The organism is Streptomyces sp. NBC_01717 (genome assembly GCF_036248255.1).
Classification (GTDB): domain Bacteria; phylum Actinomycetota; class Actinomycetes; order Streptomycetales; family Streptomycetaceae; genus Streptomyces.
The window spans coordinates 5,380,379-5,406,236 of the sequence record NZ_CP109178.1 but is presented as its reverse complement, the minus strand read 5'-3'; the positions used below and the strand labels follow the sequence as shown (position 1 = coordinate 5,406,236).

Below are 25,858 nucleotides of genomic sequence, written 5' to 3'. Positions count from 1 at the left end.
CGGCGGTGTCCGTACCCCGCCCCTCGTACGTGCTCCGCGGGTCGGCCCGCGGGCGGTGGTCAGCCGCGGGGGTAGCGGGTCAGCCAGCCCGGTGCGGCGGCCGACGGGCTGTGCAGGGCCGGGCCCTGGGTCATCTCCATGGCGAAGTCGTCGGCGAGTTCGAGGAGGGTGGCCCTGCCCTCCAGTTCGGCGAGCCAGGCCGGCGGCAGCGCGGTCTCGCCGTGCAGCGCGCCGAGCAGGGCCCCGCACAGGGCCCCGGTGGCCGCGGAAGGGCCGCCGTGGTTCACCGCGAGCCGCAGCCCGTGCCGCACGTCCTCGCCGACCAGGGCGCAGTACACGGCGACGGCCAGCACCTCCTCGGCGGAGTCCGTGTCACCCAGCGCCTCGATGAGGGCCGGGCCCGGGATCCCCTGGCGTACGGAGCCGAGGGCCTGCTTGAGCGCCTCGGTGACCTGGTCATGGCCGGGGCGCTCGGCGAGCAGCGCGAGGGCGTGCTGCACGGAGCCGTCCAGGGTCTCGCCGCGGGCCAGGCCGTGCACCATGACGGCGAGGGCGCCCGCGGAGAGCAGGGCGGTGGGGTGACCGTGGGTCTGGGCGGCGCATTCGACGGCCAGCTGGAGGACGAGCTGCGGCTCCCACCCGACCAGCAGCCCGAACGGGGCGGACCGGGTGAGGGCCGCCGAGTCGCGTGCGGCGGGGTTCTTGGGCCGGTCGAGGGTGCCCATCGTGGCGTCGCCGAACCCGGTGAGGCATTCCCGGGTGGGGGCGCGGCGGGCGTACAGCCACTCCTCCTGGGCGAGCCAGCCGTTCTCCTGGCGGCGTTCGTCGGGCCCCCACTCGTGCTGGGTGGCGGCCCAGCGCAGATGGGCACGGTGCACATCGGTGGGCGGGTGCCAGGCACCGATGTCGCGGCGGACCTGGGCGCGGATCAGCCCGTCGACGGTGAACAGGTTGAGCTGGGTGACCGCGGTGACCGCGCCGCGTCTGCCGTGGACGGGGACGAAGTCGGTGACGGCGTCGGCGCCGTGGGCCGCGCGGATCTCTTCGAGCGAGAGACCGGCGACGGCCGCACCGAGCGCGTCGCCGATGGCACCGCCCAGCAGACAGCCACGTACCCGGCTGCGGAAGTCCTGCTGTTCGACACGGCCCCAGACAGCTGTGGCTCCTGTGCTCACCGTGCCCCTTCCCCGTCCTCGTACGGCTGCGCAGCTTCGACTCCGCAGCACTGTAATCGAACGGGGAACGGCCGATCGAGGACCGGATCGGTATGTACGGAGTGACTCTCGCGGTCACTTTTGAACGGCAATCTCCGAGGGTTTCCGTACCGCGGGACAACAGTCACCCCTGGGCCGTAGCAGCTCTATAGTGAAACTATGGCTACTACGACCATCCAAGTACCGAAAGAGACGCGCGACCATCTCGCTCAGCTGGCCAAGGAGCGCGGGCTGAGCCTGGGCCAGCTCGTCGACCAGCTGGCCGCCCAGCAGCCGACCGCGGCTCAGATCGCCGAGCGGGTCGCCACCACGCGCAAGGTGCTGCGTGAGCGCATGGGCTGCACGCTGACCGACGAGGAGTTCGAACAGGGGCCGGACGTCCTTGCCAACGTATACGCAATGGCAGCCGAGAAGATGCACGCCCGGCGAGGCACCGCCGCGTGATCATCCTCGACACGAGCGCGGTGTCGGCACTTGGGCAGGGACATCGCGCCCTGCACCTCCTCGCCGACAACGTCGCCGCCACTCCGGGTGACTGGCTGCACGTCCCCGCCCTGTGCCTGATGCACGCGGAGGCAGCCGACAAGGGTCTCGCTCGCAATGTGCTCGCGCTCCCTGGGATCCTGGTCGATCCGCTCGACCAGACGGCTGCCGCCACGATCGGCGGAATGATCCGTGATGGCTGGGGCGGTCCCGACACCTGTCATGCGCTGTACGTCGCGACACCGCACCAGGAGAGCGGCGGCATGTCGATCATCCTGACCGGACGTGAGGCCGACTACCCGCCCGGAATCCTCACGGTCGACATCGACTCACCCGGCATGCTCGGCTTCCACTGAATCCTGGTCCCGTCGGCAGACAGCCGCATACCCAGCTGAGCACGCCCCGCTGCGTGCAAGATCCCGGTCAGCTGTGCCCCGTCCCGCTACCCCTCTGAGACGGGGCCGCGCCGGCGTCCTCACGAACACGTCTCCTCCGACAGGACCGGCAGCAGTTCCGGCAGGTGCCCGTCCGAGGCGGCGGCGGCCGTCACCCGCTCCTGCGGCACCTCCCCGTACAGCGTCGTGCGCGGCTTCGCCGGGCGGCCCGCCAGCTCCGCGATGGCGACCAGATCCTGGACCGACCGGTACGAGCCGTAGCTCGACCCCGCCATCCGGGAGATGGTCTCCTCCATCAGCGTGCCGCCCAGGTCGTTCGCGCCCGAGCGCAGCATCTCGGCCGCGCCCTGCGTACCGAGCTTCACCCAGCTGGTCTGGATGTTGGTGATGTGCGGGTGCAGCAGGAGCCGGGCCATGGCGGTGACGGCCCGGTTGTCACGGTCGGTCGGGCCCGGCCGGGCGATGCCCGCGAGGTAGACGGGGGCGTTGGTGTGGATGAACGGCAGTGTCACGAACTCCGTGAAACCACCGGTCTCCTGCTGGAGGCGGGCCAGGGTCCTCAGATGGCCGAGCCAGTGGCGGGGCTGGTCGACGTGGCCGTACATCATCGTCGACGACGATCGCAGCCCCACCTCGTGGGCGGTCCTGATGACGTCGAGCCAGGTGGCCGTCGGCAGTTTCCCCTTGGTGAGGACCCAGCGGACCTCGTCGTCGAGGATTTCGGCAGCGGTGCCGGGGATGGAGTCGAGCCCGGCCTCCTTCGCGGCGGTCAGCCAGTCCCGGATGGACATCCCGGTGCGGGTGGCGCCGTTGACGACCTCCATCGGCGAGAAGGCGTGCACATGCATGCCGGGGACGCGCTCCTTCACCGCGCGTGCGATGTCGAAGTACGCGGTGCCGGGCAGGTCCGGGTGGATACCGCCCTGCATGCACACCTCGACGGCGCCGACGTCCCATGCCTGCGCGGCCCGGTCGGCGACCTGGTCCAGCGAAAGGGTGTACGCGTCGGCGTCCGTGCGTCGCTGGGCGAAGGCGCAGAAGCGGCAGCCGGTGTAGCAGACGTTGGTGAAGTTGATGTTCCGCGTGACGATGTAGGTGACGTCGTCACCGACCACGTCCCGCCGCAGCTCGTCGGCGATCCGGCACAGCGCGTCGAGAGCCGGCCCGTCGGCGTGGAGCAGGGCGAGTGCCTCGTCGTCGGTGAGCTTCGTCGGATCGTCGGCGGCGGTGGCCAGTGCGGCCTTCACATCCGTGTCGATCCGGGACGGGACCATGCCGGGCGCGGCGGCCTCGCGCAGCGCCTCCCAGTCCCCGTACACCTCGTCGAAGTCGTCGCGGCGGTCGCCGGTGCGGCCCTGGGTGTCGATGGTGCGGTGCAGATCGGTGCGGCCGGAAGCGTTGAAACCCTCGTCGGGCTCCTGCCAGGGCAGGCCGGCCGGGATCGCCCCTTCCTTCGCGAGACCCGTCTCCGGGTCGGCGAGCGCCCGGACGTGCGGGAGGAGGCGGGGGTCGAGCCACGGCTCGCCACGCTGGATGAACTCCGGGTAGATGGTGAGCCGTTCGCGCAGCGTGAAGCCCGACTCCGCGGTCTTCGCGGCGAGTTCGTCGATGTGCGGCCAGGGCCGTTCGGGGTTCACATGGTCCGGGGTGAGCGGCGAGACACCGCCCCAGTCGTCGATCCCGGCGCCGATGAGCAGCGCGTACTCGGCGTCGACGAGGTTCGGCGGGGCCTGGATGCGGGCGGACGGGCCGAGGATGTGGCGGGCGACGGCGACGGCCGCGGCCAGCTCCTCCAGTTCGGCGTCCGGCATTCCGCGCATCGCCGTGTCGGGCTTGGCGCGGAAGTTCTGGACGATGACCTCCTGCATGCCGTGGTAGGCGCGGGCGGTCTTGCGGAGCTCGAAGAGGGAGTCGGCGCGTTCCTCGTACGACTCACCGATCCCGATCAGGATCCCGGTGGTGAACGGGACGTTGGAACGGCCCGCGTCCTCCAGCACCCGCAGCCGCACCGCGGGCTCCTTGTCCGGGGAGCCGTGGTGCGGGCCACCCGGCTCGGACCACAGGCGGGTCGCGGTCGTCTCCAGCATCATGCCCATGGAGGGGGCGACGGGCTTGAGCCGCTGCAGATCGGTCCAGGTCAGCACGCCGGGGTTGAGGTGCGGGAGGAGTCCGGTCTCCTCCAGGACGCGGATCGCCATGGCCCGTACGTACGCCAGGGTGTCGTCGTAGCCCTCGGCCTCCAGCCACTCCCGCGCCTCGGGCCAGCGGTCCTCGGGCCGGTCACCGAGCGTGAACAGCGCTTCCTTGCAGCCCATCGCGGCGCCCTTGCGGGCGATGTCCAGCACCTCGTCGGGCGACAGGAACATCCCGTGCCCGGCCTTGCGGAGCTTGCCGGGGACGGTGACGAAGGTGCAGTAGTGGCACTTGTCGCGGCACAGCCGGGTCAGCGGGATGAAGACCTTGCGCGAGTACGTGATGACTCCCGGCCGGCCCGCGGCTTCGAGGCCCGCGTCCCGCACCCGGGCGGCGGACGCGGCGAGGTCCGTCAGATCGTCGCCGCGCGCCTGGAGCAGGACGGCGGCCTCGGTCACATCGAGAGCGACCCCGTCACGGGCCCGTTTGAGAGCGCGCCGCATGGAGTTGGTGGTCGGGCGTCCGCGCTGAAGATCGGTCATGAACCGAGCATACGAGCGATGCGGGCGAGCGGTAGGGACGCCTCCGGGGCGGCCTGGCCCCCCTGCCCTCGTGACGGGCGTTCCCGTCCGGCGCGGCCGGACCGAGGACAGGTCCATGGCGCGGAACCGGCGGCGGCCGGACCGGACCGGGCCGGAAGCGCTTCCGATCCCGGAAAGGGCCCGACGGCTGGACCGTCGAGGTCGCCGTCCCCGGTGGTGGCGACGGCCCCGACCCCGACGCGCCGCCGACCGCCGTCGGCGACCGGGCGCATGCCGACGCTCTCGCCGGCGCCCTGTCCGGCAAGGGATTCGCCGCTCGCGTCGAGGACGTCACGACCCCTGCCGTGGCCGACTTCGCCGGCGGCAGCCTCGGCTTCCGGGTGCGGATGATCGGGCTCGACGCCGACAAGGCAGCCGCCAACGCACTCCTCGCCCGGGTGGGCCGCGGGTTTCACCGCCTCCGCCGTCTTCACCGGGTGGGACGGCGCCTCGACCGACCGCGGTCCGTGGCGCGTTCAGGTACTCACCATCGACCGTTCCTAGCCAGTGCACATAAGTGAGTCCTGGACCCACTGCTGCGTACGGAAACCGTTGCCCGGGCATCCGGCCCCCTGTCGGGGCCGGTGCCCCCATCCGGCCCGTCCGGCGCACGCCGGCGCGGCAGTACTAGCGCGAATCCCGCTCCGCCGCCTCAGCGACGCGCTTGATGTGCGCCAAGCGCCGATCCCAGTCGGCCGCGAGCGCGGCCATCCACCGCGCCGTCGCGTCCAGCGCCGCGGGCCGCACCGCGTACCGCACCTCGCGCCCGACCCGTCTGCCGGAAACCAGTCCGGCGGCGTCCAGGACGGCGAGGTGCTTGACCACCGCCTGCCGCGAGACGGGCACTCGTTCGGCGAGCGTCGTCGCACTGACCTCGCCCTGCGCGGCGAGCAGATCGAGCAGCCGGCGTCGCATCGGGTCGGCCAGCGCGCCGAGAACGCTGTCGACCGCTTCTCCAGGGCCGCGGCGTTCGTCCGTCACACGGACGACTGTTCGGCACGCGTCTTGAACGCGTCGAACACCTGTGGCCAGCCGCCGCTGTTGTCCTTCACCGCCTGGGTGCGCAGCTCCTCGGACCCGGCCAGCGCCTCGAAACCGCTCTCGACGACGCGAAGCCTGGTCTTGTCGCCTTCCGGGGTCAACGTGAACTCCACGAGGGTGCTGTTGTCCGCGCGCAGCTCTTCCCCGGGGAACGCGCTGGCCCAGCGGTACGCCACGTACGTCGGCGGCTCGACCTTCTCCACGCGCACCGGGAAGTCGCCGTACTCGGCGTTCTTCGCCAGCACCGACTCGCCTTCTCTGGCCACGGTGCCGTGGACGCTCGCCGGGTCCGCCACCCAGAACCCGGGTTCGGTCACCAGCGACCAGACCCGCACCAGGGGTGCCGCGATCAGGGTTTCGCGCTCGATCCGTTGTTCGCTCATGAGGGGACTCCTTCATCGCCGCCACTGACTGCAACTCCAGAGTTGCACATCGAACCTCCAGCCGCAACCAAAGGGTTGCACCGGGGTCGAGTGCCGCTCTGTCGGCAACCTGCTTCGGGGCTGCCGAAAGCCGTGGGATCCATCCCGGCACCGTGGGCAAACGCGATTCCGGTCTCACCGACCTGACGCGAGGGGGCGCCCCACCACCGGTGGGGCGCCCCCTCTGCATACACCGCTACCGCTTCCCCTGCCCGGTCAGCGGGCGACCGCCTTGGTCGCGCTGCTGGTGGCCGAGCCGCTCGCGTGGCCCGTGCGGCGGGCGGTGACCTTCACCGTGATCTTCTGACCGCGCTGGGCGGATTTGAGCGTCAGCGAGGACTTGGTCGCCCCCTTGATCGCCTTGCCGTTCGCGTACCACTGGTAGGCGTACGAGGTCGGGGCCGGCGTCCATGTGCCGTGCCCCGCCTTGAGGGTGCGGCCCACCCTCGCCGTGCCGGAGATCGTGGGCTTCTTGCTGACCTTCGGGGCACTGCCCGTGGCGATCTTCACCGAGAGGGTCGTCGCGGAGCCGTCGGCGTGGCCGGTGCGACGAGCCGTGACAGTGACCGAGACCCTCTTGCCGAGCAGCGAGGCGGGGACGGTGTAGGTCGACGCGGTCGCCCCCTTGATCGCCGTGCCGTCCGCCTTCCACTGATAGGCGTACGAGGTGGCAGCGGGCGTCCAACTGCCGTTCGCGGCGGTGAGCTTGGCACCCACCTTCGCGGTGCCAGTAATCTTCGGGGCGGTGGTCACCCTGGGCACCGCGCCCCGGGTGGCCGTGACCGTCGCCGAGGTGGCCCGGACGTCCGGGGTCCCGGTGCGGTGGGCCGTGACGGTGACGGAGAGCTTCTTGCCGAGCGTCGTCGCGGGCACCGTGTACGTGGACGCGGTCGCGCCCGGCACCGTCTGGCCGTCGGCGTTCCACTGGTAGGAGTACGACGTCGGGGCGGGGGCCCAGGTGCCGGTGGACGCGGTGAGCCGGTCACCGACCTTGCCGGTGCCGGTGACCACCGGGGGTGCACCGTTGACGAGCGGGGCCGCGGTGACGGTGAAGGAGTCGCGCAGGTACTGCCACCCGTTGTGTGTGATGACACTGAGGCTCCAGGTGCCGACGGCGGCCCCGGTCAGGTCCGCCTCGGCCGTGAGCAGCTTGCGGTCGGCCGATACCTCGGTGGTCGTCGCGGTGATCTGCTTGCCGGAGAGGGACAGCACGACCCGGTCGTCCTTGTGCAGGGACGTACCGGACAGCCGAACCGTCGCCTTCGTGCCGCTCACTCCCGTGGTCGGGGAGATCTGGCCGATGGACACCTTCTCCGTACCGCAGAGGGCGGACGTGCACACCGCCTCGGCCTTGTACGAGGCCGCCGATGCCTTCTCCGGCAGCGACAGGACCAGGATGCTCGGGGTTGTCTCCTGGCTGTACGGCGCGTTCAGCGCGCACTGGTAGCCGGTGGGGACGAAGCGCGTGCAGCCGTTGTCGAGTTTCGGGCCGTACAGCGAGGGCACCGCGGTCTCGGTGGCGCCCGTGGTGTCGCTGATGACCATGTCGAAGTAGTCCCGGTACGCGGTGGGCAGCACGGCGCAGACGGCGGTGTGCTGCTCGTCGAGGGTGCCGGTGACCGGGCCGTATCCGTAGGCGACGTTGGGGACCTTCTCGCACGCGGCGGACGGGCCGTCGGCGGTCGCGATGCGCAGGGCGTCGAAGCGGTACGACTCGGCGGCCTTCAGCCCGGACCGGACAGTGACCATGACCTGGTAGCGGGTGGAGCCGGTGACCGCGCACGCCTTGTTCTGGTTGCACAGCGCCGTGCCGTCCGCGCCGTAGACCACGACGTTCGCGGCGCCCAGGGCATCACGGACGTCGAGGTGCAGGGTGTCCTTGGCGTCGCCGGTGGTGACCTGGCGGCAGAGCAGCTCGCCGGAGGCGCCCAGCGCTCCGCCGGTGGACGGGCCGCCGACCTCGGTCGCCGGGTTCGCCGCGCAGCCCTTTGCACTCGCGGTGACGTCGCGACGGGTCAAGGTGTACTCGGCGGCGCTGTCACGGCCGGTGACCAGCACGGTGTGGGCGACGCCGGGGGCCAGATGGCAGGTCGTCCAGGTGGAGAGGGACGGGTAGATCGAGCAGATCTGCTTGCCGTGGTCGTCCAGGACGGAGAACTCGGCGGTGGACGTGGTGCCGGGCGCTGCCTGGAGCTGCAGGTTCTCCTGCGTGCTGTGATCGTCGGCCGGGATGCTCAGGCAGTGCGAGAAGACACCGCCGCCGGTCGAGAACCGGGCCGCGGGGCTCGTCGCGGTGAAATCGCCCGCCGGAATGGCCGGGCAGCTGCTCACCGTGTCCGTGCGGTGCAGTGCGAGGGTGTAGGGGCCGGTCGGCTGCCCCTCGTCGTCGGTGGAGACCAGGGCGCGGTACGGCGCCTTGCCGGTGAGCTCGCACGTACCCGATCCGAGAGAGCCCCAGTCGCACCGCTGTACGCCGTCGGCGTCGACGACGATCGCCTCGGGGCGTGGCGCCGGCCCGTTGAGGGCCTTCAGCAGGGCCAGGTGGGCACCTTCCGGCAGCGGCAGGGACAGACAGTCGACCTCGCCGCCCGAGGCGAACGCGGAACGGTGGACGCCGAGTTCGACGGGCTCGCAACCGGCGGTGGCGGACCGGTCGAGGATCAGGGTCGCGTCGTCGGTGAAGACGGTGTAGTCCCCGGCGGCGGGCAGCCGGCAACCGCCACCCCAGGTGGTGCAGACGGTCTTCCCGTCCCGGTCGTACACACCGAGCACCGAACGGACGCCGGAGTGGACGGCGTACACGTCGTAGGTTCCGGCGGCCGGGGCGGTGAAAATCTTGCAGCCGGTGGTCGGATCCACCGTGGTGGGTGCGGAGTTGTACGCGCCCAGGCCGACATGGGTGCAACCGGCCGGGTCGGAGATCCTGCGGACCTTCAGGGTGTATTCGGCCGGGAAGCCCTTCTCCCCGTAGCTGACCTGGGAGAGGACCCGGTAGGGGCCGTCACCGGGCAGCACGCAGCCCTCGCTGTCGTCGTCGTTGAAGTGCGGGCAGATCCGGGCACCGGTCTCGTCGGTGATCCACGAGCCGCTCTCGCCGTACACGGTCGTCGCGATCTCGTCGGTGATCCGCTCACCGGGCCGGCCGGCGAACGGCTGGCACTGGACGGCGGTCGGTCCGGTCGCCGAGCCGACGACGGGCGCGCTGTCCCACGCGGTGCCGGTCTCCGGGGCGCAGCCCTCGGTGGAGCCGAGAGGGATGAGGGCGACGGTGGGGGTGCTCGGGTCCGGCCAGTTGTTGCTCAGGCGGAGCGTGTAGGCACCGTCCCGGGGCAGGTGGCACCAGCCGGCGCCCCACTCCGGGTCGTAGCAGTCGATCGGGGTCTCGCCGTCGAGGACGGAGGCGTACGTGTCGCCGGCGTTGCCGCCCACCAGCAGCAGGCGGTACAGACCGGGCGCCTCGGCCGTGAAGGTGAAGCAGACCGACTCCTGGCCGGGGATGGTCACCGTGCCCGCCGCGGAGGCGGCTTCACCGAAGGCGGAGAGCGGAAGGACGGAACAGTCCCCGTCGGCCGGCGCGGCTGCCGACGGTGCGGGGGCCGCACCCGGGGCGTACGCCTGAGCGGCGCCCGCCGGGAGCAGTAGCGACAACAGGACCGCCAGCGTGAGCATCAATGCGGTGTACGCCGCGGTTCTCGCGGTCGTACACGGGTGGTGAGGCATTCCGTTCCCCCCGGAGCGGTGAGTGACATGCGCGCTTCGGGCCCTCCACGACAGCGGGGCGCGCGGCGAATCGACGCGATGATCGCACAGATATTCACAGGAGGTGCACATATATGCGGGCGCGACTGATCGTCGCCGTTGCGGGGAAGGGCGGTCGCGGCGCCCTGGTCCATCGGGAACCGGTGGACCGTCGACCCCCTGGCCCGGAAGCCGAGGCGTTCATACAGCCGGTTCGCCGCCTCGCGGTCCGGCCGGGATGTCAGGTCCCCGAGCCACCAGCACGGTGTTCATCTCGCACCGCACCACACGGCCGATCGCTTCGAGGTCCAGGAGGCCGGCCGCCGCCGACAGCTGGGGCAGCAACCGCCCGAAGGCGTCGACAACCGCCTCCCCGGCATGAGCGTCGAGGCGGAGTTCGTCCGCGAAGGCCTACCGAGGTCACAGATACTGCGCGTAGCCGTCCAGCGTGCGCAGCACCTCCGACTCGTCTGCCGGAGGCAACTGCAGCACGACCTCCTCGATGCCCAGCTCCGCGTAGTGCGCCAGCTTCCCCGCGCTAGGCAGCACCGCGTACGGCACCACCTGGAGCTGCTCCGGGTCGCGGCCCGCCGATCCCCAGGCCGCGCGCAGCACGGGCACCGACTCCGTGAGCCCCCGGCCGCCGATCGGCAGCCAGCCGTCCGCGTACTCCGCGATGTGGGCGAACAGCTTGGGGCCGGCCGCGCCGCCGATCAGGGTGCGCGGGCCGGACACCGGGCCGCGCGGTTTCCGGACCGGCTTCGGGTGCGCATGACTGGCCCGGACCGAGCCGAACTCACCCTCGTACCCCGTGGGTTCGTCCGCCCACAGGGCGCGCATCAGCGCCATCCGGTCGCGGACCAGCTCCCGCCGCGTCGACCAGGTCACCCCGTGGTCCGCGGCCTCCTCTACGTTCCAGCCGAAGCCGAGGCCGAGCGTGAACCGGCCGCCGGAGAGATGGTCGAGGGTGGCGATCTGCTTCGCCAGGTCGATCGGGTCGTGCTGGGCGATCAGCGTGATGCCGGTGCCGAGCGCGAGGTGTTCCGTGACCGCGGCGGCCTGGCCGAGGGCGACGAACGGGTCGAGGGTGCGGCCGTACTCGGGCGGAAGTTCGCCGCCCGCCGGGTACGGAGTGTCCCTGGTCACCGGGATGTGGGTGTGTTCGGGCAGATAGAGCCCGGCGAATCCGCGCTGTTCGAGTTCGCGCGCGAGCCGTACCGGCGCGATCGTCTCGTCGGTGAGGAAGATCGTTGTGGCGATCCGCATGCGGGGGCACCTCCGTCGTCGTCTGGCCCCAACCTATGCGGTGCCGGTCAGGACGCCCAGGGCCTCTCGGATGACAGTTCTTGTCCGTCAACCTCCTTCCGTTTGCCCTGAGTTCATGGCCCCATAGCAGGGTTCGGATCCGTCACTCTCGTCACTCACGACACCCCGGGGAGCCACTCGCATGACCGGATCGCACACCCCGCAGAACGGCCCGCTCGGCAGGCGCGGCCTACTCGTCGGGACAGCCGCCACCGCCCTAACGTTGTCCACTGTGAGCTTCGCGAACGCCGCGCCCGGCAAGAACGACGGCAAGGGTGGCGGTACGGACCAGGACGATGTGACGAAGACCGTGCGCGGCACCCTGCCGACCGGGTCGCCCGACTTCGTCTATCTGCCGGTCGAAGTGCCGCGCGGAGTACGGGAGATCGCCGTCTCGTACACGTACGAGAAGACGCCCGTCCCGGCCGGCACCCAGGGCAACGCCCTCGACATCGGCATCTTCGACGAGCGCGGCACGGGGCTGGGCGGGCGCGGATTCCGCGGCTGGTCCGGCGGGGCGCGTGGCGACTTCTTCATCCGGGCGGACGAGGCGACGCCCGGTTATGTCGCGGGTCCGGTACGGGCCGGGACCTGGAACATCGCGCTGGGCCCGTACACCGTCGCGCCCGAAGGGCTCCCGTACGAGGTGACGATCACCCTCCGCTTCGGCGAGCCCGGCACCACGCCGACGCCCGTGTACCCGCCCGAGCGCGCCAAGGGCCGGGGCCGCGCCTGGTACCGCGGCGACTGCCATCTGCACTCCGTCCACTCGGACGGCAAGCGCACCCCCGCCGAGATCGCCACCGCCGCACGCGCCGCCGGGCTCGACTTCATCAACAGCAGCGAGCACAACACCCACGCCGCGCACAGCGCGTGGCAGGGGCTGTGGGGCGACGACCTGCTCATCCTGACGGGCGAGGAGATCACCACCCGCAACGGCCATGTGATCGCGCTCGCCACGGACCCGGGCACCTTCGTCGACTGGCGCTACCGGGCCCGCGACAACCGCTTCGGGCATTACGCGAAGGCCGTCCGCCGGGCGGGCGGTCTGGTGGTCCCCGCCCATCCGCACGCCACCTGCATCGGCTGCCACTGGAAGTTCGGCTTCGGTGAGGCGGACGCGGTGGAGGTGTGGAACGGGCCGTACACCCCGGAGGACGAGATCGCGCTCGCCGAGTGGGACAACTCCCTCGTGGCGGCCGTCCGCGCGTCGAAGCCGTGGGTCCCGGCGATGGGCAACAGCGACGCGCACCGCGAGCCGGACAAGGTGGGGCTGCCGCAGACCGTCGTCCTCGCCGAGGAACTCTCGCGCGACGCGATCGTCGCGGGCATCCGGTCCGGGCACTCGTACATCGCCGAGTCGTCCGCCGTCAGCCTCTCCTTCGGCGCCTCGGGCGGGCGGGGCGGCCACGCGGGCATCGGTGAGCGGCTGCGGGCCGACGCGGACAGCCCGGTCACGGTACGGCTGGAGGTGACCGGGGCGCCCGGGTGCACCGCCCACTTCGTCACGGACCAGGGCACGCTGTTCACCACAGCGCTGCCGGAGTCGGGTGCGGGCACGGTGGAGTGGCGTACGACTCCGGCGTACGCCGCCTATGTCCGCGCCGAGGTCCGCCACCCGTCGACCGTGCCGGGGCTGCCGGGAGCACTGGCGGCGCTCACCAACCCGGTGTTTCTGGAGGGTCAGAGCTTTGTCCGGCCCTGATCCGCCGGACAGCCCTCAGGGGGTCGGCGCGAGGGCGGTCGGCTTCGGGGCCGGCGCCGCGAGAGCACGAAGCCGTCGCGTGCAGGCTCGTCGTTGCACGACCGAGAGGCCCGCGACCAGTGCGCCCAGCACCAGCCAGCCCGCCGGCCCGGCAGCCATCACGGCACCGGTCAGCAGCGGTGGCCCGGCGGACTTCTGGATGGACTGGGACATCCCCGCCACCCCCAGATACTCGGCGCGGGAGTCCTGGGGGGCGAGGAGGACCGCCAGCTCCCAGGAACTCACCGAGCGCATCAGCTCCGCCAGGGTGACCACCAGCGCCGCGGCGAGCAGCACTGCAGTGGCCACCCAGGTCCCGCCCCGGGTGGCCACTGCCAGGAACGCACAGCAGACGAACATCATGGCCCCGTACAGCAGCACCGCCCGGGTGGCCCGGCGCGGACCCTCGGCCCGCGCCGACACGCTGATCTGCAGCACCACGACCATCACGGTGTTGATGATCAGGAAGGCCGGGGCGAGGGCGTGCGGCGCCGAGGTGCGGTTCACGAGCCACAGCGGCAGACCGACGTTGAGGATGGAGTCGTCGAGGTTCATCGGGATGTCCAGCAGCACGAACGTGAGATAGCCACGGTCCCGCCACGGGTTGGCCCTGCGGACGGGCGGCCGCTTCCCGGCCGGGACCCCGGCTGCCGAGCCGTCGGACCGTGCCACCTCGATGGCCTTGTCCCGCGGCTCGCTCGTGCGCCACACCAGCGCCGCGGCGACGACGAAGGACAGCGCGTCGCCCAGGATCAGGGCCCGGTAGGCGTCGCCGGTCCCCACGGCCAGGCCGATGGCCGCAATCCCCGCTCCCAGGGCATATCCCCCGTTGGCCACGCTGCGGGAGAGCGCCTGGTAGGCCGCACGCTGCTCGCCCGCCGTCCTGGTGGCGAACAGCATCTCCAGCATCTTCGCCGCCCTGTCGCCGAGGTACGTGACGGCGATGACGGGCAGCAGCGCCTCGAAGCCGTCGCACACCAGCACCAGGACGAGCGTCACCAGGCGGAGCAGGTGACAGCCGATCAGCAGCGGGCGCACCGGGAAGCGGCCGGCCAGACGTCCGGCCAGCGGTGAGCCGGCGATGCCCGCCACTCCGGCCACGCCCAGCAGGACGCCGATCTGTTGGGCGTTCAGCTGCGTCACGAAGGTGAGATACAGGACCGAGGACGCGGCCCACAGCCCCGAGCCGGTCCGGTCCAGGGCGAGAGCGAGCAGCATGACCCGCGCGTTGCGGCCGCCCGGCGGATTGCGCAGCCGGGCCGGCAGACCCTGCCGGCCATTCCGGGTCTCCGGTTCCCCGCTCCCGTTGCCGCGCCGCATCGCACGCCCCCTCGAACATGTCTCGACATCAAGAGATCAATGAGCCAAGAGTGGAGCCTGCGGGAGATTCATCTCGATGTCAAGATACTTGATGTCAACATACCTGCCTTCGCCCCACCTCGTCCCTGTGCGGTTCTCCGTCGGGCGCGACACAGTGGAAGGGGGGACACCGGGCGGGGCTGCCGGGAGGAGGTGTCCGGACATGACCGGCGAAAACGACGACCGGCTCCGGGACTACCGCGGCAAACGGCACTTCGACATGACTGAGGAGCCACGCGGCGACGACGGACGGACGGGGGCAGCCCCCTGCTTCGTCGTCCAGATCCACCAGGCGCGGCGCATGCATTTCGACTTCCGCCTGGAGGTCGACGGCGTACTGAAGTCATGGGCGGTGCCGCGCGGCCCTTCGGAGAACCCGCGCGAGAAGCGGTTGGCCGTCCCCACGGAGGACCACCCGCTGGAGTACCGCACGTTCGAGGGAGTCATCGCGAAGGGCGAGTACGGCGGCGGCACGGTGATCGTCTGGGACCAGGGCACCTACCGGCCGCTCAGTCACGACCGCTGGGGCGCACCTGTGCCGTTCGAACAGTCCCTGGAGGACGGGCACGCGACCTTCTGGCTCGACGGCACCAAGCTGCACGGCGAGTTCGCCCTCACCCGTTTCAAGGGCACCGGTGAGAGCGGTGCCCCGGGCGAGGAGATATGGCTGCTGATCAAGGCCAGGGACGGGCGCGCCACCCATGACGGGCCCGGCACGCCCGACCCCTACCGGGCGCGTTCGGCCCGTACGGGGCGCACCCTGCAGCAGGTCGCCGCCGAGGAAGGGGGCGGGCCTTCATGACCGCCCGCAGGACCGTGGAGGTCCTTCTCAGCCGCTACGGCACCACCTATGCCGCCGAGGCCGACATCCAGTTGCGGAACACACCGCAGCCGCTGTACCAACTCCTCGTGCTCAGCGATCTGCTGAGCGCCCGCATCCGGGCGTCCGTGGCGGTGGCGGCGGCACGCGCACTGTTCGCCCACGGCATGCGGTCCCCGGAGCGGATGATCGGGGCGACCTGGCAGCAGCGCGTCGACGCGCTGGGCGAGGGCGGCTACCAGCGCTACGACGAGCGCACCGCCACCCAGCTCGGCGACGGTGCACAGCTCCTGCTGGTCGAGTACGGGGGTGATCTGCGGCGGCTGCGCAAGGAGGCCGACGGCGACCTGGACATCCTGCGGGCCGGGCTGCGCAGGACCCCGGGCATGGGCCCGGCCGGCGCGGACATCTTCGTGCGCGAAGTGCAGGCCGTGTGGCCGGAGACGGCACCGTTCCTCGACGCGAAGGCTCTTCAGGGCGCCGAGAAACTGGGGCTGCCCGCCTCGCCGCCAGAACTCGTGCGGCTGGCGGAGCAGGCCGACGACCGCGGGCCGGCCGTACTCGCGGCGGCTCTGGTGCGCGCCGCGCTGGACAAGCACGTCGTCGAGGACGTCGGAGCGCCGGCCTGAGGGGCGGCGCCCGTCGGCTCGGGCGGAGCGCATGTGGCCCGAGGGCGGCCCGTCAGCGCTGGTCTCACCCCCCGTTTCCGGCGGGGTGGGACGACGGCACGGCCCGTCGGCCCCCCTGCGCGCCCCTATGCCCCCGCGGCAGCCGCCCGGCTCAGGAACGCCAGCCGGGCCCGCTTCTCCGGCTTGTCGATCTCCGGGCCCAGCTCGAAGCCGGCCCGGACCATCCGGGCGATCCCCTTCGCGTTGCGGGCGTCGGGCTCGACGACGATCCGCAGATGGGCGGGGTCGCTGAAGATGTAGTCGATGAGTACGGAGAGCAGCGCACCGGTGAAGCCCGCTTCGGGCCCGGCGGTGCCGGTGGGCCCGATCAGCAGGTGGACACCGTGGTCGCCGGGCTGTACGTCGTAACACTCGCCGAGCGGGTCGGCGTCCGGCTCGTACGTCTGGAAGAGAGCGCACGGGACGCCGCCGCGGTACGCGAGGTAGGCGTGGTGCGTGGTGAGCGAGTCCAGGAACTCGTAGGTCTCCAGGACCTGTTCGCGACTGTACCCGCCCATGCCCCAGAAGCGGGCGCGGTCCTCGGTGACCCAGGCGTGGAGCACGTCGAGGTCGCGGGCCGGGTCGACGGGGACGAGGGATACGGCGCCGAAGCCGTCGACCTTCCGTTCGAACACGGCGGACTCGCCTCTCGCCCCGGCACTTGTCTCAGCACTCACGTCACGTCTCTCCTCTTCTCGGTGCAGCAGATTCCAGTCCGTGACGACGGGGACGAGCTCCCCCCGTACCCACAGCGGCAGTTGATCACGGTGGTGCGCGCCCCCGGGGACTCCGGACGCCCCGAACGGGACCACCCAGAGGCTGTCCTCGCGCCGCGCCAGGTCCCACGCGTAGCGGGCGGCGGGGCCGCGGGCGCTGCGGTCGGTGACGCCGGGGACGCTGGACGTGGACAGCACACAGTCGTGGTCGCCCGCGAGCCCCGGCCGGCTTTCGTCGGAGTCGGCGCCTGGCAGCGCCTGCCAGGGCGAGAGCCGGTGCAACTCACCCCAGGGACGTGTCACTTCCGCGTCCGCGACGCGCTCCATCGCGCCCGCGACCACCGCCACCCGGTCCGCGTGCGTCAGCGGCCCGTCCTCCCCCGTCAGCAGGCCCTCCAGGGCGTAAGCGATCCTCGGCACCGTCGCCAGCCACGGGTGGAACAGTTCCGGGTACGGATCCGAGTGCGCCGAACCGTGCAGCGGAGCGAGCGCGGGATGGTCCGCCAGCCGGTGCACGACCTCGGCGCGCAGCGCCGCGTACAGCGTGGCGTCCGTGCTGTCGGCGTCCATCCGCCGGTCCCAGCGCAGCAGCCGGTCGCGCTGCCGTACGGCCTCCGGGCCATCGAGCTCCGCCACCTCTTCCAACAGCCCCAACAGGGGTTCGGCGGACGCGAGATGGGCGTCCATGTGGATTGCCGCCATGTCCTTGGCGGTCCAGCGGGCGGACTCGTCGAGCAGTTCCTGAATCCGGTCGGCGCGGTGCGGGGGTGCGAACTCGACGCCGAGCGGGGCGGCGATCCCGCGCTGGTTGGCCATCACCGCCGTGCCGTGGACGTCCGCGCGCACCATCGGGGCGCGGCAGGTCCGCCAGGCGTACGCGGCGTCCCAGGCGGGCACGGTGCGCAGCCGGTTCGTGTGCGGGCGCAGGGGCACATGTCCGGCGACCCGGTGCAGCGTCGCACCTGTCGTGTCCGCCGCCAGGACCACATTGACGGGCTCCACCCAGCGGTCCAGGGCGACGTCGAGGTCGGCGACCGTGCGGGCGCGGAGCAGTGCGGGCAGGGCGTCGAAGCCGAGTTCGCCGGTGACGCGGGGCGGGTGGCGGAGGCTGACGGCTTCCTCGCCGGTGTCCGGTCCGCCGCTGATCACCGGCCCGCAGGCGGTCTCGACGACCTCGACGGTCACGGCGGCGGCCCCCGCCACCTCGATGGTCTCGGTGTGGGAGGCGGCCGGCTCCCAGCCGTCGGGGCCGAGCGCCTGCACCCCACCGGCGGGCGTACGTCGCAGCCGTTCCCGGTAGAGGTCCTGGTAGTCGGCCATGGCATTGGTGATCGCCCAGGCCACCTCCCCGGTGTGACCGAAGTGCGCGATGCCGGGAACGCCGGGGACGGCGAGGCCCACCACGTCGAACTCGGGGCAGGCGAGCCGGATCTGCTGGTAGACGCCGGGGTCCTCGATGAACCGGTGCGGGTCGCCCGCGATGATCGGCGCCCCGGTCGCGGTGCGCTCGGAGGTGACGAGCCAGCCGTTGCTGCCGGAGGTGCCGGGGCCGTCGGTGGCGAAGAGTTCGATCGCGTCGTCGCCCAGTCGGCGGGCGACCTCCTCGCGCCAGAGCTTGGTGGGGAATCCCGCGAACAGGATGTGGGTGGCGAGCCAGACACCCAGCGGGGTCCACGGCTGCCAGGTGCCCGGCGCGAGTCCGGCGGCGGCGAACTCGGGCGCTCCTCCAGCTCCTTCGCCCAGTCCCGCGTTGACGCCGTCGACGTACGCCCGCACCCAGTCGGCGGTCTCCGGAGCGAGGCGCTCGAAGCAGCGGCGGGCGGTGTCGTCCAGCCGGGCCCGGCGGGCGAACCGGTCCCACTCCACGGCGTCCGCGCCGAGGAAAGCGGCCGTCGTGCCCTGTGCCCGGTGGCGTTCGACCTCGATCTGCCAGGCGCGGTCCAGGGCGGCGTTGCGCCCCTGGGCATGGGCGAGTTCGCGGGCCCCGGCTGCTCGCAGGTGGGGTATGCCCCAGTCGTCCCGGTAGACCTCGTTGTGCATGCCGTTCCCGCCCTCGCTCGACTCCTCAGCCCCCATAATTTAGGTTAGCCTAACCTAAAGTCGATCTGAGATGGTTCTCCGGGGAGGAGACAGCTGTGGGGCATGGCTGGGAGGGCGTCGTCCTCAAGCTGATGCGCGGGAGGGACTTCGAGTTCACCGTGACCGGGGCCGAACAGGTCACCGACGACTTCCGCCGGGTGCATCTGACCGACGGCGGGCTGCTCGCCGCCACCGGCGGCGCGCACCCGACGATGTGGGTCAGGATCTGGTTCGAGCAGGCGGGCAAACCGCACCAGCGCGCTTACACCCTGGTCGATCCGGACCCGGCCGCCGGGACGTTCGGTCTCGAATTCGCCCTGCACGACGGCGCCGCGAGCGACTGGGCACGGAAGGCGCAGCCCGGCGACACGATCGAGGCGACGCTCCAGGGCACCGGCTTCGCCCTGCCCGAGCCGCGGCCCGCCCGGCTCTTCGTGATCGGCGACCCGGCCTCCCTGCCCGCGATCAACTCCCTGCTGGACGCGGTCCCGCGGACCCCGGCGACGATCTGGTTCGAGACGACGCACGACTCCGACGAGGAACTGCCGTTCCGGCTGGACCCGGACTGCCACACCCTGCACAGGGTCCCGCGCCGCGACGCGGGCGCCCGCCTGGTCGACGAGGTGAGGGCCGCGCTGCCCGCACTGCTCGGTGACCCTTCGGAGGCGTACGTCTGGATCGCCTGCGACACGGCGACGACGCGCTCGCTGGCCACGTACGTACGCAAGGAACTGGCCGTCGCCAAGGAACGGGTGAACGCGCTGGGTTACTGGCGCACGACTGCCTGAGCACCGCCCGCACCGCACCGCGCCGGATACGCCCGCGGGCGGCCGCTCAGTCCTCGACGACCAGCGCGGGAGTCTCCTTCGTCAGCACGTCCCCGCGGAAGAACGAAGGGCTCCTGCGCTGCATCACCAGCATCAGGACCACGCCGAGCAGCAGCAGCCCTACGCCGATCACGAACACCGAGCCGACGCCGAGGACCGACGAGCCGGAGCCGTAGGCCGGGTCCCACATGTCGTAGAGGGTCTTGGAGAACACCGCGGTGAGCAGCACGCCGCCGACGACCGGGAAGAGGCCCTTGAAGACCAGCTCCCGGGCGGAACGGGTGAGTTCGGCGCGGAAGTACCAGGCGCAGGCGAAGGCCGTCAGCGCGTAGTAGAAGCAGATCATGAGGCCGAGCGCGTAGATCGTGTCGACCAGGACGTGCTCGCTGACCAGGGTCATGACTGTGTAGAAGACACCGGTGGCGACGCCCGCCGTGACGGTCGCCTTCCCCGGGGTCCTGAAGCGCGGGTGGACGCGGGCGTACGAGGCGGGCAGGGCCTCGTACGTGGACATCGCCAGCACCGTGCGGGCCACCGGGATGAACGTGGTCTGCAGACTCGCGGCGGCCGAGGCGAGGACGGCGACGAAGAGCAGGACGCCGAGGCCGGGGCCCATGACCGGGCCGGCGAGTGCGGCGAAGACGTTGTCGGAGGTGTCCGGGTCGGCCAGGCCGGGACCGGTGGCGCCGGAGCCGACGGCCATCTGGGCGGCGACGGCAGTGGCGAGGTAGGAACCCACCAGGACGACCATGGCGATGAGGGCGGCGCGCCCCGGCGTCTTCTCGCTGCCGGTCGTCTCCTCATTGGCGGTCAGACAGGTGTCCCAGCCCCAGAACATGAAGATCGACAGCGACAGGCCCGCGGTGAAGGCCGCGAAGGACTTCACGGCGAACGGGTTCAGCCACGACCACGAGAAGCCGGCCGACGTCGCGAAGTCGCCGCTCGTCCCCTTCTGTACCGCCATCGCCACGAACAGGGCGAGGACCACGAGTTGGAGTCCCACCAGCGCGTACTGGATGCCCTTCGTGGTGGTCATCCCCCGGTAGCTGATCGCGGTGGCGGCCGCGATCAGGAGGAGACAGGTGAGGATGTGGACGGGCTTGCTGTCGTCCAGCGCGGCGATCGAGTCACTGCCGGTGATCTCACCGGCGAGCAGCCAGAAGTACGAGGTCGCCACGCCTGCCAGGTTCGACAGGACGATGATCGTCGCGATGACCAGGCCCCAGCCGCACATCCAGCCGATGCGCGGGCCGAACGCCTTCACCGTCCAGGTGAAGGAGGTGCCGCAGTCCGGCATGACCTTGTTGAGTTCGCGGTACGCAAACGCGACCAGCAGCATCGGCAGGAAACCGGCCAGGAAGACAGCGGGCATCTGGAGGCCGACCTCGCCCGCGGTGGAGCCGAGGGTGGACGTCAGGCAGTAGACGGGAGCCACGGTCGAGATACCGATGACGGCGCTGCCCATCAGGCCGACGGAGTTCCCGCCGAGCCCCTTGCCGCGTACACCGCCGTCGGCCGGGGCGGTGTCCCGTACCGCGTCTCCGGCCCGGGGCCGCGCGTCCAGCTGAGTCATACAGGGGACGGTATGCGCTGCGATATCCACATCCGGAGGGCTGAACTCCGAGACTCCCTTCTTTGATCATTGGTCGAATTGCGGCTACGACGCAATGAATTGAAGGTGAATCGAGAATTACACCTATCAATGACTGGCCGACCTTCGATCGGAATCTCGTGCGAGAACCGCAGCACCGCCCGCTTTGTGCCGGTTCAAAATTTTCCCGCGCCTGCCCGCACAACGGACGGCCCCGTCACAGCGGTGCTCAGCCCGGCCAGACGATCGCCTGCAGTTCGCTGTACGCGTGCAGCGCGTACGAGCCGACGTCGCGCCCGACTCCGCTCCTCTTGAACCCGCCGAACGGCGCCTCCATGTTGCGGCCGATCGTGTTCACCCCGACCCCGCCGGCGCGCAGCCGCCGCGCCACCCGGAAGGCCCGGGCCACGTCCCCGGACCACACGTAGTCGATCAGTCCGTAGTCGCTGTCGTTGGCGAGTGCGATGCCTTCCTCCTCGTCGTCGAAGGGGACGACCACGACGACCGGACCGAAGATCTCCTCCCGGACGACCCGCATGTCGTTGGTGCAGTCGGCGAGGAGCGTCGGCGCGACGTAGAAGCCGCGGTCGACGTGGGAGGGCCGCTCGCCGCCGGTGATCACCCGCGCGCCCTCCTTCCGGCCGAGCTCCACGTACGACTCGATGCGGTCGCGGTGGGCCGCGGAGATGACCGGCCCGACGACCGTACCCGGCGCCGCCGGGTCGCCGACCGCCAGACGACCCGCATACGCGACGAGCTTCTCGATCAGCGCGTCGTGGCTGCCGCGCTGGACGAGGACGCGTGTCGGAGCCGTACAGATCTGTCCGCTGTAGAAGGAGAACGTCGTGCCGATGCCCGCCACCGCCGCGTCCAGGTCGGCGTCGTCGAGGACGACCGCGGCGCCCTTGCCGCCCAGCTCCATCAGCTGCCGCTTCATCCCCCGTCCGCACACCTCGGCGATGCGCTGTCCGACGGACGTGGAGCCGGTGAAGCTGACCATGTCGACGTCCGGCGAGTCGACGGCCGCCTCGCCGGCCTCGGGGCCCGAACCCGTGACGACGTTGACGACGCCCGGCGGCACGCCCGCCTCGGCGAGGGCCTCGGCCATCCGGTAGACGGAGAGCGGGTCCTGCGGGGCGGGCTTCACGACGACCGTGTTGCCCATGGCGAGCGCGGGGGCGACCTTGCCGGCCGGGTTGGCCCACGGATTGTTGTACGAGGTGATGCAGGTGACGACGCCGACCGGCTGGCGTACGGCGACCGCGCCGAAGACACCGGCCCGGCCCATCGGGCCGGCCTCATTGATCTGCGGCGAGATCGCCTCCTCGACCGGCTCCAGGGCGCCCTTCGCGTACCGCCGGAAGCGGGCCGCGCCGACGGCGACCTGCATGGACCGGGCCGTTCCGGTCGTCGCGCCGCTCTCCGCCCGGGCGAGTGCGGCGTTGGCGGCGAAGTCGCGGTGCATCAGGTCGGCGGCTCGGTCGAGGATCGCGGCCCGCTCCTCGGGGCGGCTGCGGGACCAGGCGGGGAACGCCTCGCGGGCCGCGGCGGCCGCCGCGTACACCTGCTCGCGGCTCGCCTCGGGTGCGAGACCGACGGCCTGCTCCGTGGCCGGGTTGATCACCTCGTAGTGGCCGTGGTCGGGTTCCGTCCACTCTCCGCCGATGAAGAGGCGCTGGGGTGCGGTGGTCATTGCGTGCTCACCGTCCGGGTGTCGCGGCCGGAGCGGAGCACCGTGCCGGGGACCGCGCCGGTCACCTTGTCGTCGCGCAGCGTCTCGACGCCGTTGACGCGGACCGACACGATGCCGATGGCCTTGGAGTCGAGGCGTGGGCTGTCGCCGGGCAGATCGTGGACGAGGGTGGCGGGCCCTGCGTCGATGCGCTCGGGGTCGAAGAGGACGAGGTCGGCGTGGAAGCCTTCCTGGATCCTGCCCCGGTCGCGCAGCCCGAAGAGCTGGGCGGGGTCGTCGGTGAGCATCTTGACGGCCTGTTCGAGGGGGACGAGTTTCCGGCCGCGCAGGCAGTCACCGAGGAAGCGGGTGGTGTACGGGGCGCCGCACATCCGGTCCAGATGGGCACCCGCGTCGGAACCGCCGAGCAGGACGTCCTCGTGCTGCCAGGTCCGCTGCCGCAGCGCCCAGGAGTCCGGGTCGTTGTCGGTGGGCATGGGCCACAGCACCGTACGCAGCTCGTCGGCGGCGCAGATCTCGACGAGGCAGTGGAACAGGTCCTGGCCGCGCTCGGCGGCGATGTCGCGTACGACGCGCCCGCTGAGGCCCTCGTTCGCCGCGCTGTACGTGTCGCCGATGACGTACCGGCCGAAGTCGGCGAGGCGCCGGAAGACACCCGCCTCCTTGCTGTCGGCGCGGCTGAGCATCTCGGCGCGGGTGGAGGCGTCGCGGAGCCGCTCGATCCGTTCGGGGACGGGGAGGGAGAGGATCTCGCCCCAGCCGGGGATGAGGTTGAGGGCGCAGAAGGTGCCGAGCGACATGTTCATGGGGGTGAGGATCGGCATGGTGAGGGCGACGACCCGGCCGCCCGCCCGGCGGGCGCGTTCGCTGGGGACGAGCTGGCGCGGTACGCGTTCGGGGACGGCGGCGTCGATGGTGAGGACGTTCCAGTTGAGGGGGCGGCCGGCGGCGGCGGTCATGTCGACGAGGAGGTCGATCTCGTCGTCGGAGAACTGGTCGAGGCAGCCGGCGACGATCGCTTCGAGCTGGGTGCCCTCGTGTTCGCCGACGGCGCGGGAGAGGGCGAGGAGCTCTTCGGGCAGTGCGTGCCGGGAGGCCACGGGCTTGCCGTCGCCGTCGGAGTGGGTGGTGGACCGGGTGGTGGAGAGCCCCCAGGCCCCGGCGTCCATGGCGTCGTGGAGGAGCCGCAGCATCGCGTCGAGCTGGGCAGGCCCGGGCTGTCCACCGACCGCGTCGGCGCCCATGACGTGCCGGCGCAGGGCGCAGTGGCCGACCATGAACCCGGCGTTGACGGCTATCCGCCCTTCGAGGGCGTCGAGGTATTCGCGGAAGGTGGACCAGGACCAGTCGACGCCTTCCTCCAGGGCCTTGAGGGCCATCCCTTCGACCTTGGACATCATGCGGCGGGTGTAGTCGGCGTCGTCGGGCCGGTCGGGGTGGAGCGGGGCGAGGGTGAACCCGCAGTTGCCACCGGCGACGGTGGTGACGCCGTGGTTCATGGACGGCGTGGCGTACGGGTCCCAGAAGAGCTGTGCGTCGTAGTGGGTGTGGGGGTCGACGAAGCCGGGGGCGAGCACGCGTCCGGTGGCGTCCTCCGAGGTCACGGCCTCCTCGGTGAGGGTGCCGGGCTCGGCGATGACGGCGATGCGGCCGTCGCGGACGCCGAGGTCGGCAACGTACGAGGGAGCACCGGTGCCGTCCACGACGGTCGCTCCGCGGATGAGGTGGTCGAGCATGTCGGGTTCCCTTCTGATCTGTACGGGATGCAGCCGGGGTGCGTACGACCGCGGTACGCACCCCGGCTCGCGGAGCGGCGGTCCGGGAAGACGCCGCTCCAGCTCAAGCCGCTCCGGCGATCGAGGAGCGGGGATCCGGGGGCAGCGCCCCGCCTACGCCGCCGTGCGGAACCGCGTCGTCCGGTGCACCGGATCCGTGTCGATCTTCGGAATCACATGCTCACCGATCAGCCGGATCGAGTTCATCGTGTCCTCACGGCTGATCCCGATCGGCAGCCCGAAGCTCAGCTGATCCGCCCCCGCCTGCTCCCACCGCCGGCACTGCCGCAGCACCTCGTCCGGGTCACCGCAGATCATCAGCTCCTCGGCGATCAGCAGCTCGATGATCTCCTCGCTGTACTCGGGCAGCAGCTCCGGCCATTCCGGAATGCCTTCGGGCCTCGGGAACGTGTCGTGGTAGCGGAACAGCAGCGACTGCAGGTAGTTCAGCCCGCCGCCGACCGCGATCTCGACGGCCTTGGCGTGCGTCTCGGCGCAGATGGCCGTCGACGTCACCATGACGTTGTCGTTGACGAAGTCGCCGACCGGCTCCGCGTCCTTGACGGCCGTCTTGTACGAATCGACGACCCACTCCATGTCGGAGACCTTCTGCACGCTGAACCCCAGCACGCCGAGCCCCTTCCTGGCGGCCATGGCGTACGAGGACGGCGATCCGGCCGCGTACCACATCGCCGGGTGCGACTTCCCGTACGGCTTCGGCAGGATCTTGCGGGGCGGCAGCGACCAGTGCTTGCCCTGGAAGCCGACGTACTCGTCCTGGAGCCACATCTTGGGGAACTCGGCGATGGTCTCTTCCCAGAGCTCCTTGGTGTGGTTCATGTCGGTGATGCCCGGCATGAACCCGAGGATCTCGTGACTGCCGGCCCCGCGCCCCGAGCCGAACTCGAACCTCCCCTCCGACAGGTGGTCGAGCATGGCGACCTTCTCGGCCACCTTCACGGGGTGGTTGACGGGGGCGAGTGGGTTGAAGATGCCGGAGCCGAGGTGGATCCGTTCGGTGGCGTGCGCGAGGTATCCCAGGTACACGTCGTTGGCCGAGAGATGCGAGTACTCCTCCAGGAAGTGGTGCTCGGAGGCCCAGGCGTACTTGAAGCCGGACTTGTCCGCCTGGATGACGTACTCGGTCTCCTCGATCAGCGCCTTGTGCTCCGCCTCGGGGTCGACCTCGGCGCGCGCGGCGGGTACGTACCCCTGTACAAACAGCCCGAATTCCAAGGGGGTTCACCGTCCTCAATCATTTCTGACACATCGTC

At 71.3% G+C, this 25,858-nt stretch carries 18 protein-coding genes and 2 pseudogenes; 7 read left to right on the top strand and 13 right to left on the bottom strand.

Features of this window, described 5'->3' with window-relative positions; genetic code table 11:
* Window positions 1-59: 59 nt before the first annotated feature.
* The gene (locus OHB49_RS24510; RefSeq protein ID WP_030974391.1) at window positions 60-1,175 is read right to left on the bottom strand and encodes an ADP-ribosylglycohydrolase family protein; all 1,116 of its coding nucleotides are present in this window, start codon (window positions 1,173-1,175) and stop codon (window positions 60-62) included.
* Between the two features lie 198 nt (window positions 1,176-1,373).
* Between OHB49_RS24510 and OHB49_RS24505 the strand changes: the two genes are divergently transcribed.
* Complete coding sequence (locus OHB49_RS24505; RefSeq protein WP_329163035.1) at window positions 1,374-1,658, top strand: hypothetical protein; 285 nt, start codon at window positions 1,374-1,376, stop codon at window positions 1,656-1,658.
* The gene (locus OHB49_RS24500; RefSeq protein WP_329163032.1) at window positions 1,655-2,053 is read left to right on the top strand and encodes a hypothetical protein; all 399 of its coding nucleotides are present in this window, start codon (window positions 1,655-1,657) and stop codon (window positions 2,051-2,053) included. Before OHB49_RS24505 ends, OHB49_RS24500 begins: the two co-directional genes overlap by 4 nt.
* Window positions 2,054-2,172: 119 nt before the next feature.
* Here the strand turns inward: OHB49_RS24500 and OHB49_RS24495 are convergent, their stop codons facing one another.
* Window positions 2,173-4,767 carry a bifunctional FO biosynthesis protein CofGH gene (locus OHB49_RS24495; RefSeq protein WP_329163030.1) on the bottom strand — a complete coding sequence of 865 codons (2,595 nt, stop codon included), beginning with the start codon at window positions 4,765-4,767 and terminating at the stop codon, window positions 2,173-2,175.
* A 188-nt stretch (window positions 4,768-4,955) separates the two neighbouring features.
* Between OHB49_RS24495 and OHB49_RS24490 the strand changes: the two are divergent.
* A pseudogene (locus OHB49_RS24490) lies at window positions 4,956-5,301 on the top strand (SPOR domain-containing protein); the annotation flags it as partial.
* Window positions 5,302-5,433: 132 nt separating this feature from the next.
* Here the strand turns inward: OHB49_RS24490 and OHB49_RS24485 are convergent.
* The 5 genes and pseudogenes from OHB49_RS24485 to OHB49_RS24465 all read right to left on the bottom strand — a co-directional run bounded on the left by OHB49_RS24485 (window position 5,434) and on the right by OHB49_RS24465 (window position 11,273).
* A complete protein-coding gene (locus OHB49_RS24485) occupies window positions 5,434-5,787 on the bottom strand; it encodes an ArsR/SmtB family transcription factor (RefSeq protein ID WP_329163028.1) in 354 nt (117 codons plus the stop codon).
* Entirely contained in the window at window positions 5,784-6,230 is a 447-nt protein-coding gene (locus OHB49_RS24480; RefSeq protein ID WP_329163026.1) for an SRPBCC domain-containing protein, read from the bottom strand. The genes OHB49_RS24485 and OHB49_RS24480 overlap by 4 nt, the downstream gene beginning before the upstream one ends.
* A gap of 255 nt (window positions 6,231-6,485) precedes the next feature.
* Window positions 6,486-9,989: a hypothetical protein gene (locus tag OHB49_RS24475; protein ID WP_329163025.1), complete on the bottom strand. Its 3,504-nt coding sequence runs from the start codon at window positions 9,987-9,989 to the stop codon at window positions 6,486-6,488.
* Window positions 9,990-10,159: 170 nt separating this feature from the next.
* Window positions 10,160-10,352 (bottom strand): annotated as a pseudogene (locus OHB49_RS24470) (hypothetical protein); the annotation flags it as partial.
* A gap of 75 nt (window positions 10,353-10,427) precedes the next feature.
* The gene (locus OHB49_RS24465) at window positions 10,428-11,273 is read right to left on the bottom strand and encodes an LLM class F420-dependent oxidoreductase (RefSeq protein WP_329163024.1); all 846 of its coding nucleotides are present in this window, start codon (window positions 11,271-11,273) and stop codon (window positions 10,428-10,430) included.
* 181 nt (window positions 11,274-11,454) lie between these two features.
* On the opposite strand from OHB49_RS24465, the gene OHB49_RS24460 reads away from it, so the two are divergent.
* Complete coding sequence (locus tag OHB49_RS24460; RefSeq protein ID WP_329163023.1) at window positions 11,455-13,017, top strand: CehA/McbA family metallohydrolase; 1,563 nt, start codon at window positions 11,455-11,457, stop codon at window positions 13,015-13,017.
* A gap of 15 nt (window positions 13,018-13,032) precedes the next feature.
* On the opposite strand, the gene OHB49_RS24455 is transcribed toward OHB49_RS24460, so the two are convergent.
* Window positions 13,033-14,376 carry an MFS transporter gene (locus OHB49_RS24455; protein WP_329163021.1) on the bottom strand — a complete coding sequence of 448 codons (1,344 nt, stop codon included), beginning with the start codon at window positions 14,374-14,376 and terminating at the stop codon, window positions 13,033-13,035.
* Window positions 14,377-14,578: 202 nt separating this feature from the next.
* Here OHB49_RS24455 and OHB49_RS24450 point away from each other — a divergent pair, with 202 nt between their 5' ends.
* Together OHB49_RS24450 and OHB49_RS24445 are read left to right on the top strand one after the other, a co-directional pair.
* Window positions 14,579-15,217: a DNA polymerase ligase N-terminal domain-containing protein gene (locus tag OHB49_RS24450; RefSeq protein ID WP_329163018.1), complete on the top strand. Its 639-nt coding sequence runs from the start codon at window positions 14,579-14,581 to the stop codon at window positions 15,215-15,217.
* Window positions 15,214-15,864, top strand: a complete 651-nt coding sequence (locus tag OHB49_RS24445; protein ID WP_030974368.1) for a hypothetical protein — start codon at window positions 15,214-15,216, stop codon at window positions 15,862-15,864. Before OHB49_RS24450 ends, OHB49_RS24445 begins: the two co-directional genes overlap by 4 nt.
* 125 nt (window positions 15,865-15,989) lie before the next feature.
* On the opposite strand, the gene OHB49_RS24440 is transcribed toward OHB49_RS24445, so the two are convergent.
* Window positions 15,990-18,695, bottom strand: coding sequence for a GNAT family N-acetyltransferase (locus tag OHB49_RS24440; RefSeq protein WP_329163014.1), 2,706 nt, complete (start codon window positions 18,693-18,695; stop codon window positions 15,990-15,992).
* A 59-nt stretch (window positions 18,696-18,754) separates the two neighbouring features.
* On the opposite strand from OHB49_RS24440, the gene OHB49_RS24435 reads away from it, so the two are divergent.
* The gene (locus OHB49_RS24435) at window positions 18,755-19,486 is read left to right on the top strand and encodes a siderophore-interacting protein (RefSeq protein WP_329163012.1); all 732 of its coding nucleotides are present in this window, start codon (window positions 18,755-18,757) and stop codon (window positions 19,484-19,486) included.
* Between the two features lie 46 nt (window positions 19,487-19,532).
* On the opposite strand, the gene OHB49_RS24430 is transcribed toward OHB49_RS24435, so the two are convergent.
* The 4 genes from OHB49_RS24430 to OHB49_RS24415 form a co-directional block, all read right to left on the bottom strand.
* Window positions 19,533-21,098, bottom strand: a complete 1,566-nt coding sequence (locus OHB49_RS24430; protein WP_329163010.1) for an APC family permease — start codon at window positions 21,096-21,098, stop codon at window positions 19,533-19,535.
* A 247-nt stretch (window positions 21,099-21,345) separates the two neighbouring features.
* A complete protein-coding gene (locus OHB49_RS24425) occupies window positions 21,346-22,809 on the bottom strand; it encodes an aldehyde dehydrogenase family protein (protein WP_329163008.1) in 1,464 nt (487 codons plus the stop codon).
* Window positions 22,806-24,545: an N-acyl-D-amino-acid deacylase family protein gene (locus OHB49_RS24420; protein ID WP_329163006.1), complete on the bottom strand. Its 1,740-nt coding sequence runs from the start codon at window positions 24,543-24,545 to the stop codon at window positions 22,806-22,808. The genes OHB49_RS24425 and OHB49_RS24420 overlap by 4 nt, the downstream gene beginning before the upstream one ends.
* A gap of 153 nt (window positions 24,546-24,698) precedes the next feature.
* The gene (locus OHB49_RS24415) at window positions 24,699-25,820 is read right to left on the bottom strand and encodes an LLM class flavin-dependent oxidoreductase (protein WP_030974360.1); all 1,122 of its coding nucleotides are present in this window, start codon (window positions 25,818-25,820) and stop codon (window positions 24,699-24,701) included.
* Between the last annotated feature and the right edge of the window lie 38 nt (window positions 25,821-25,858).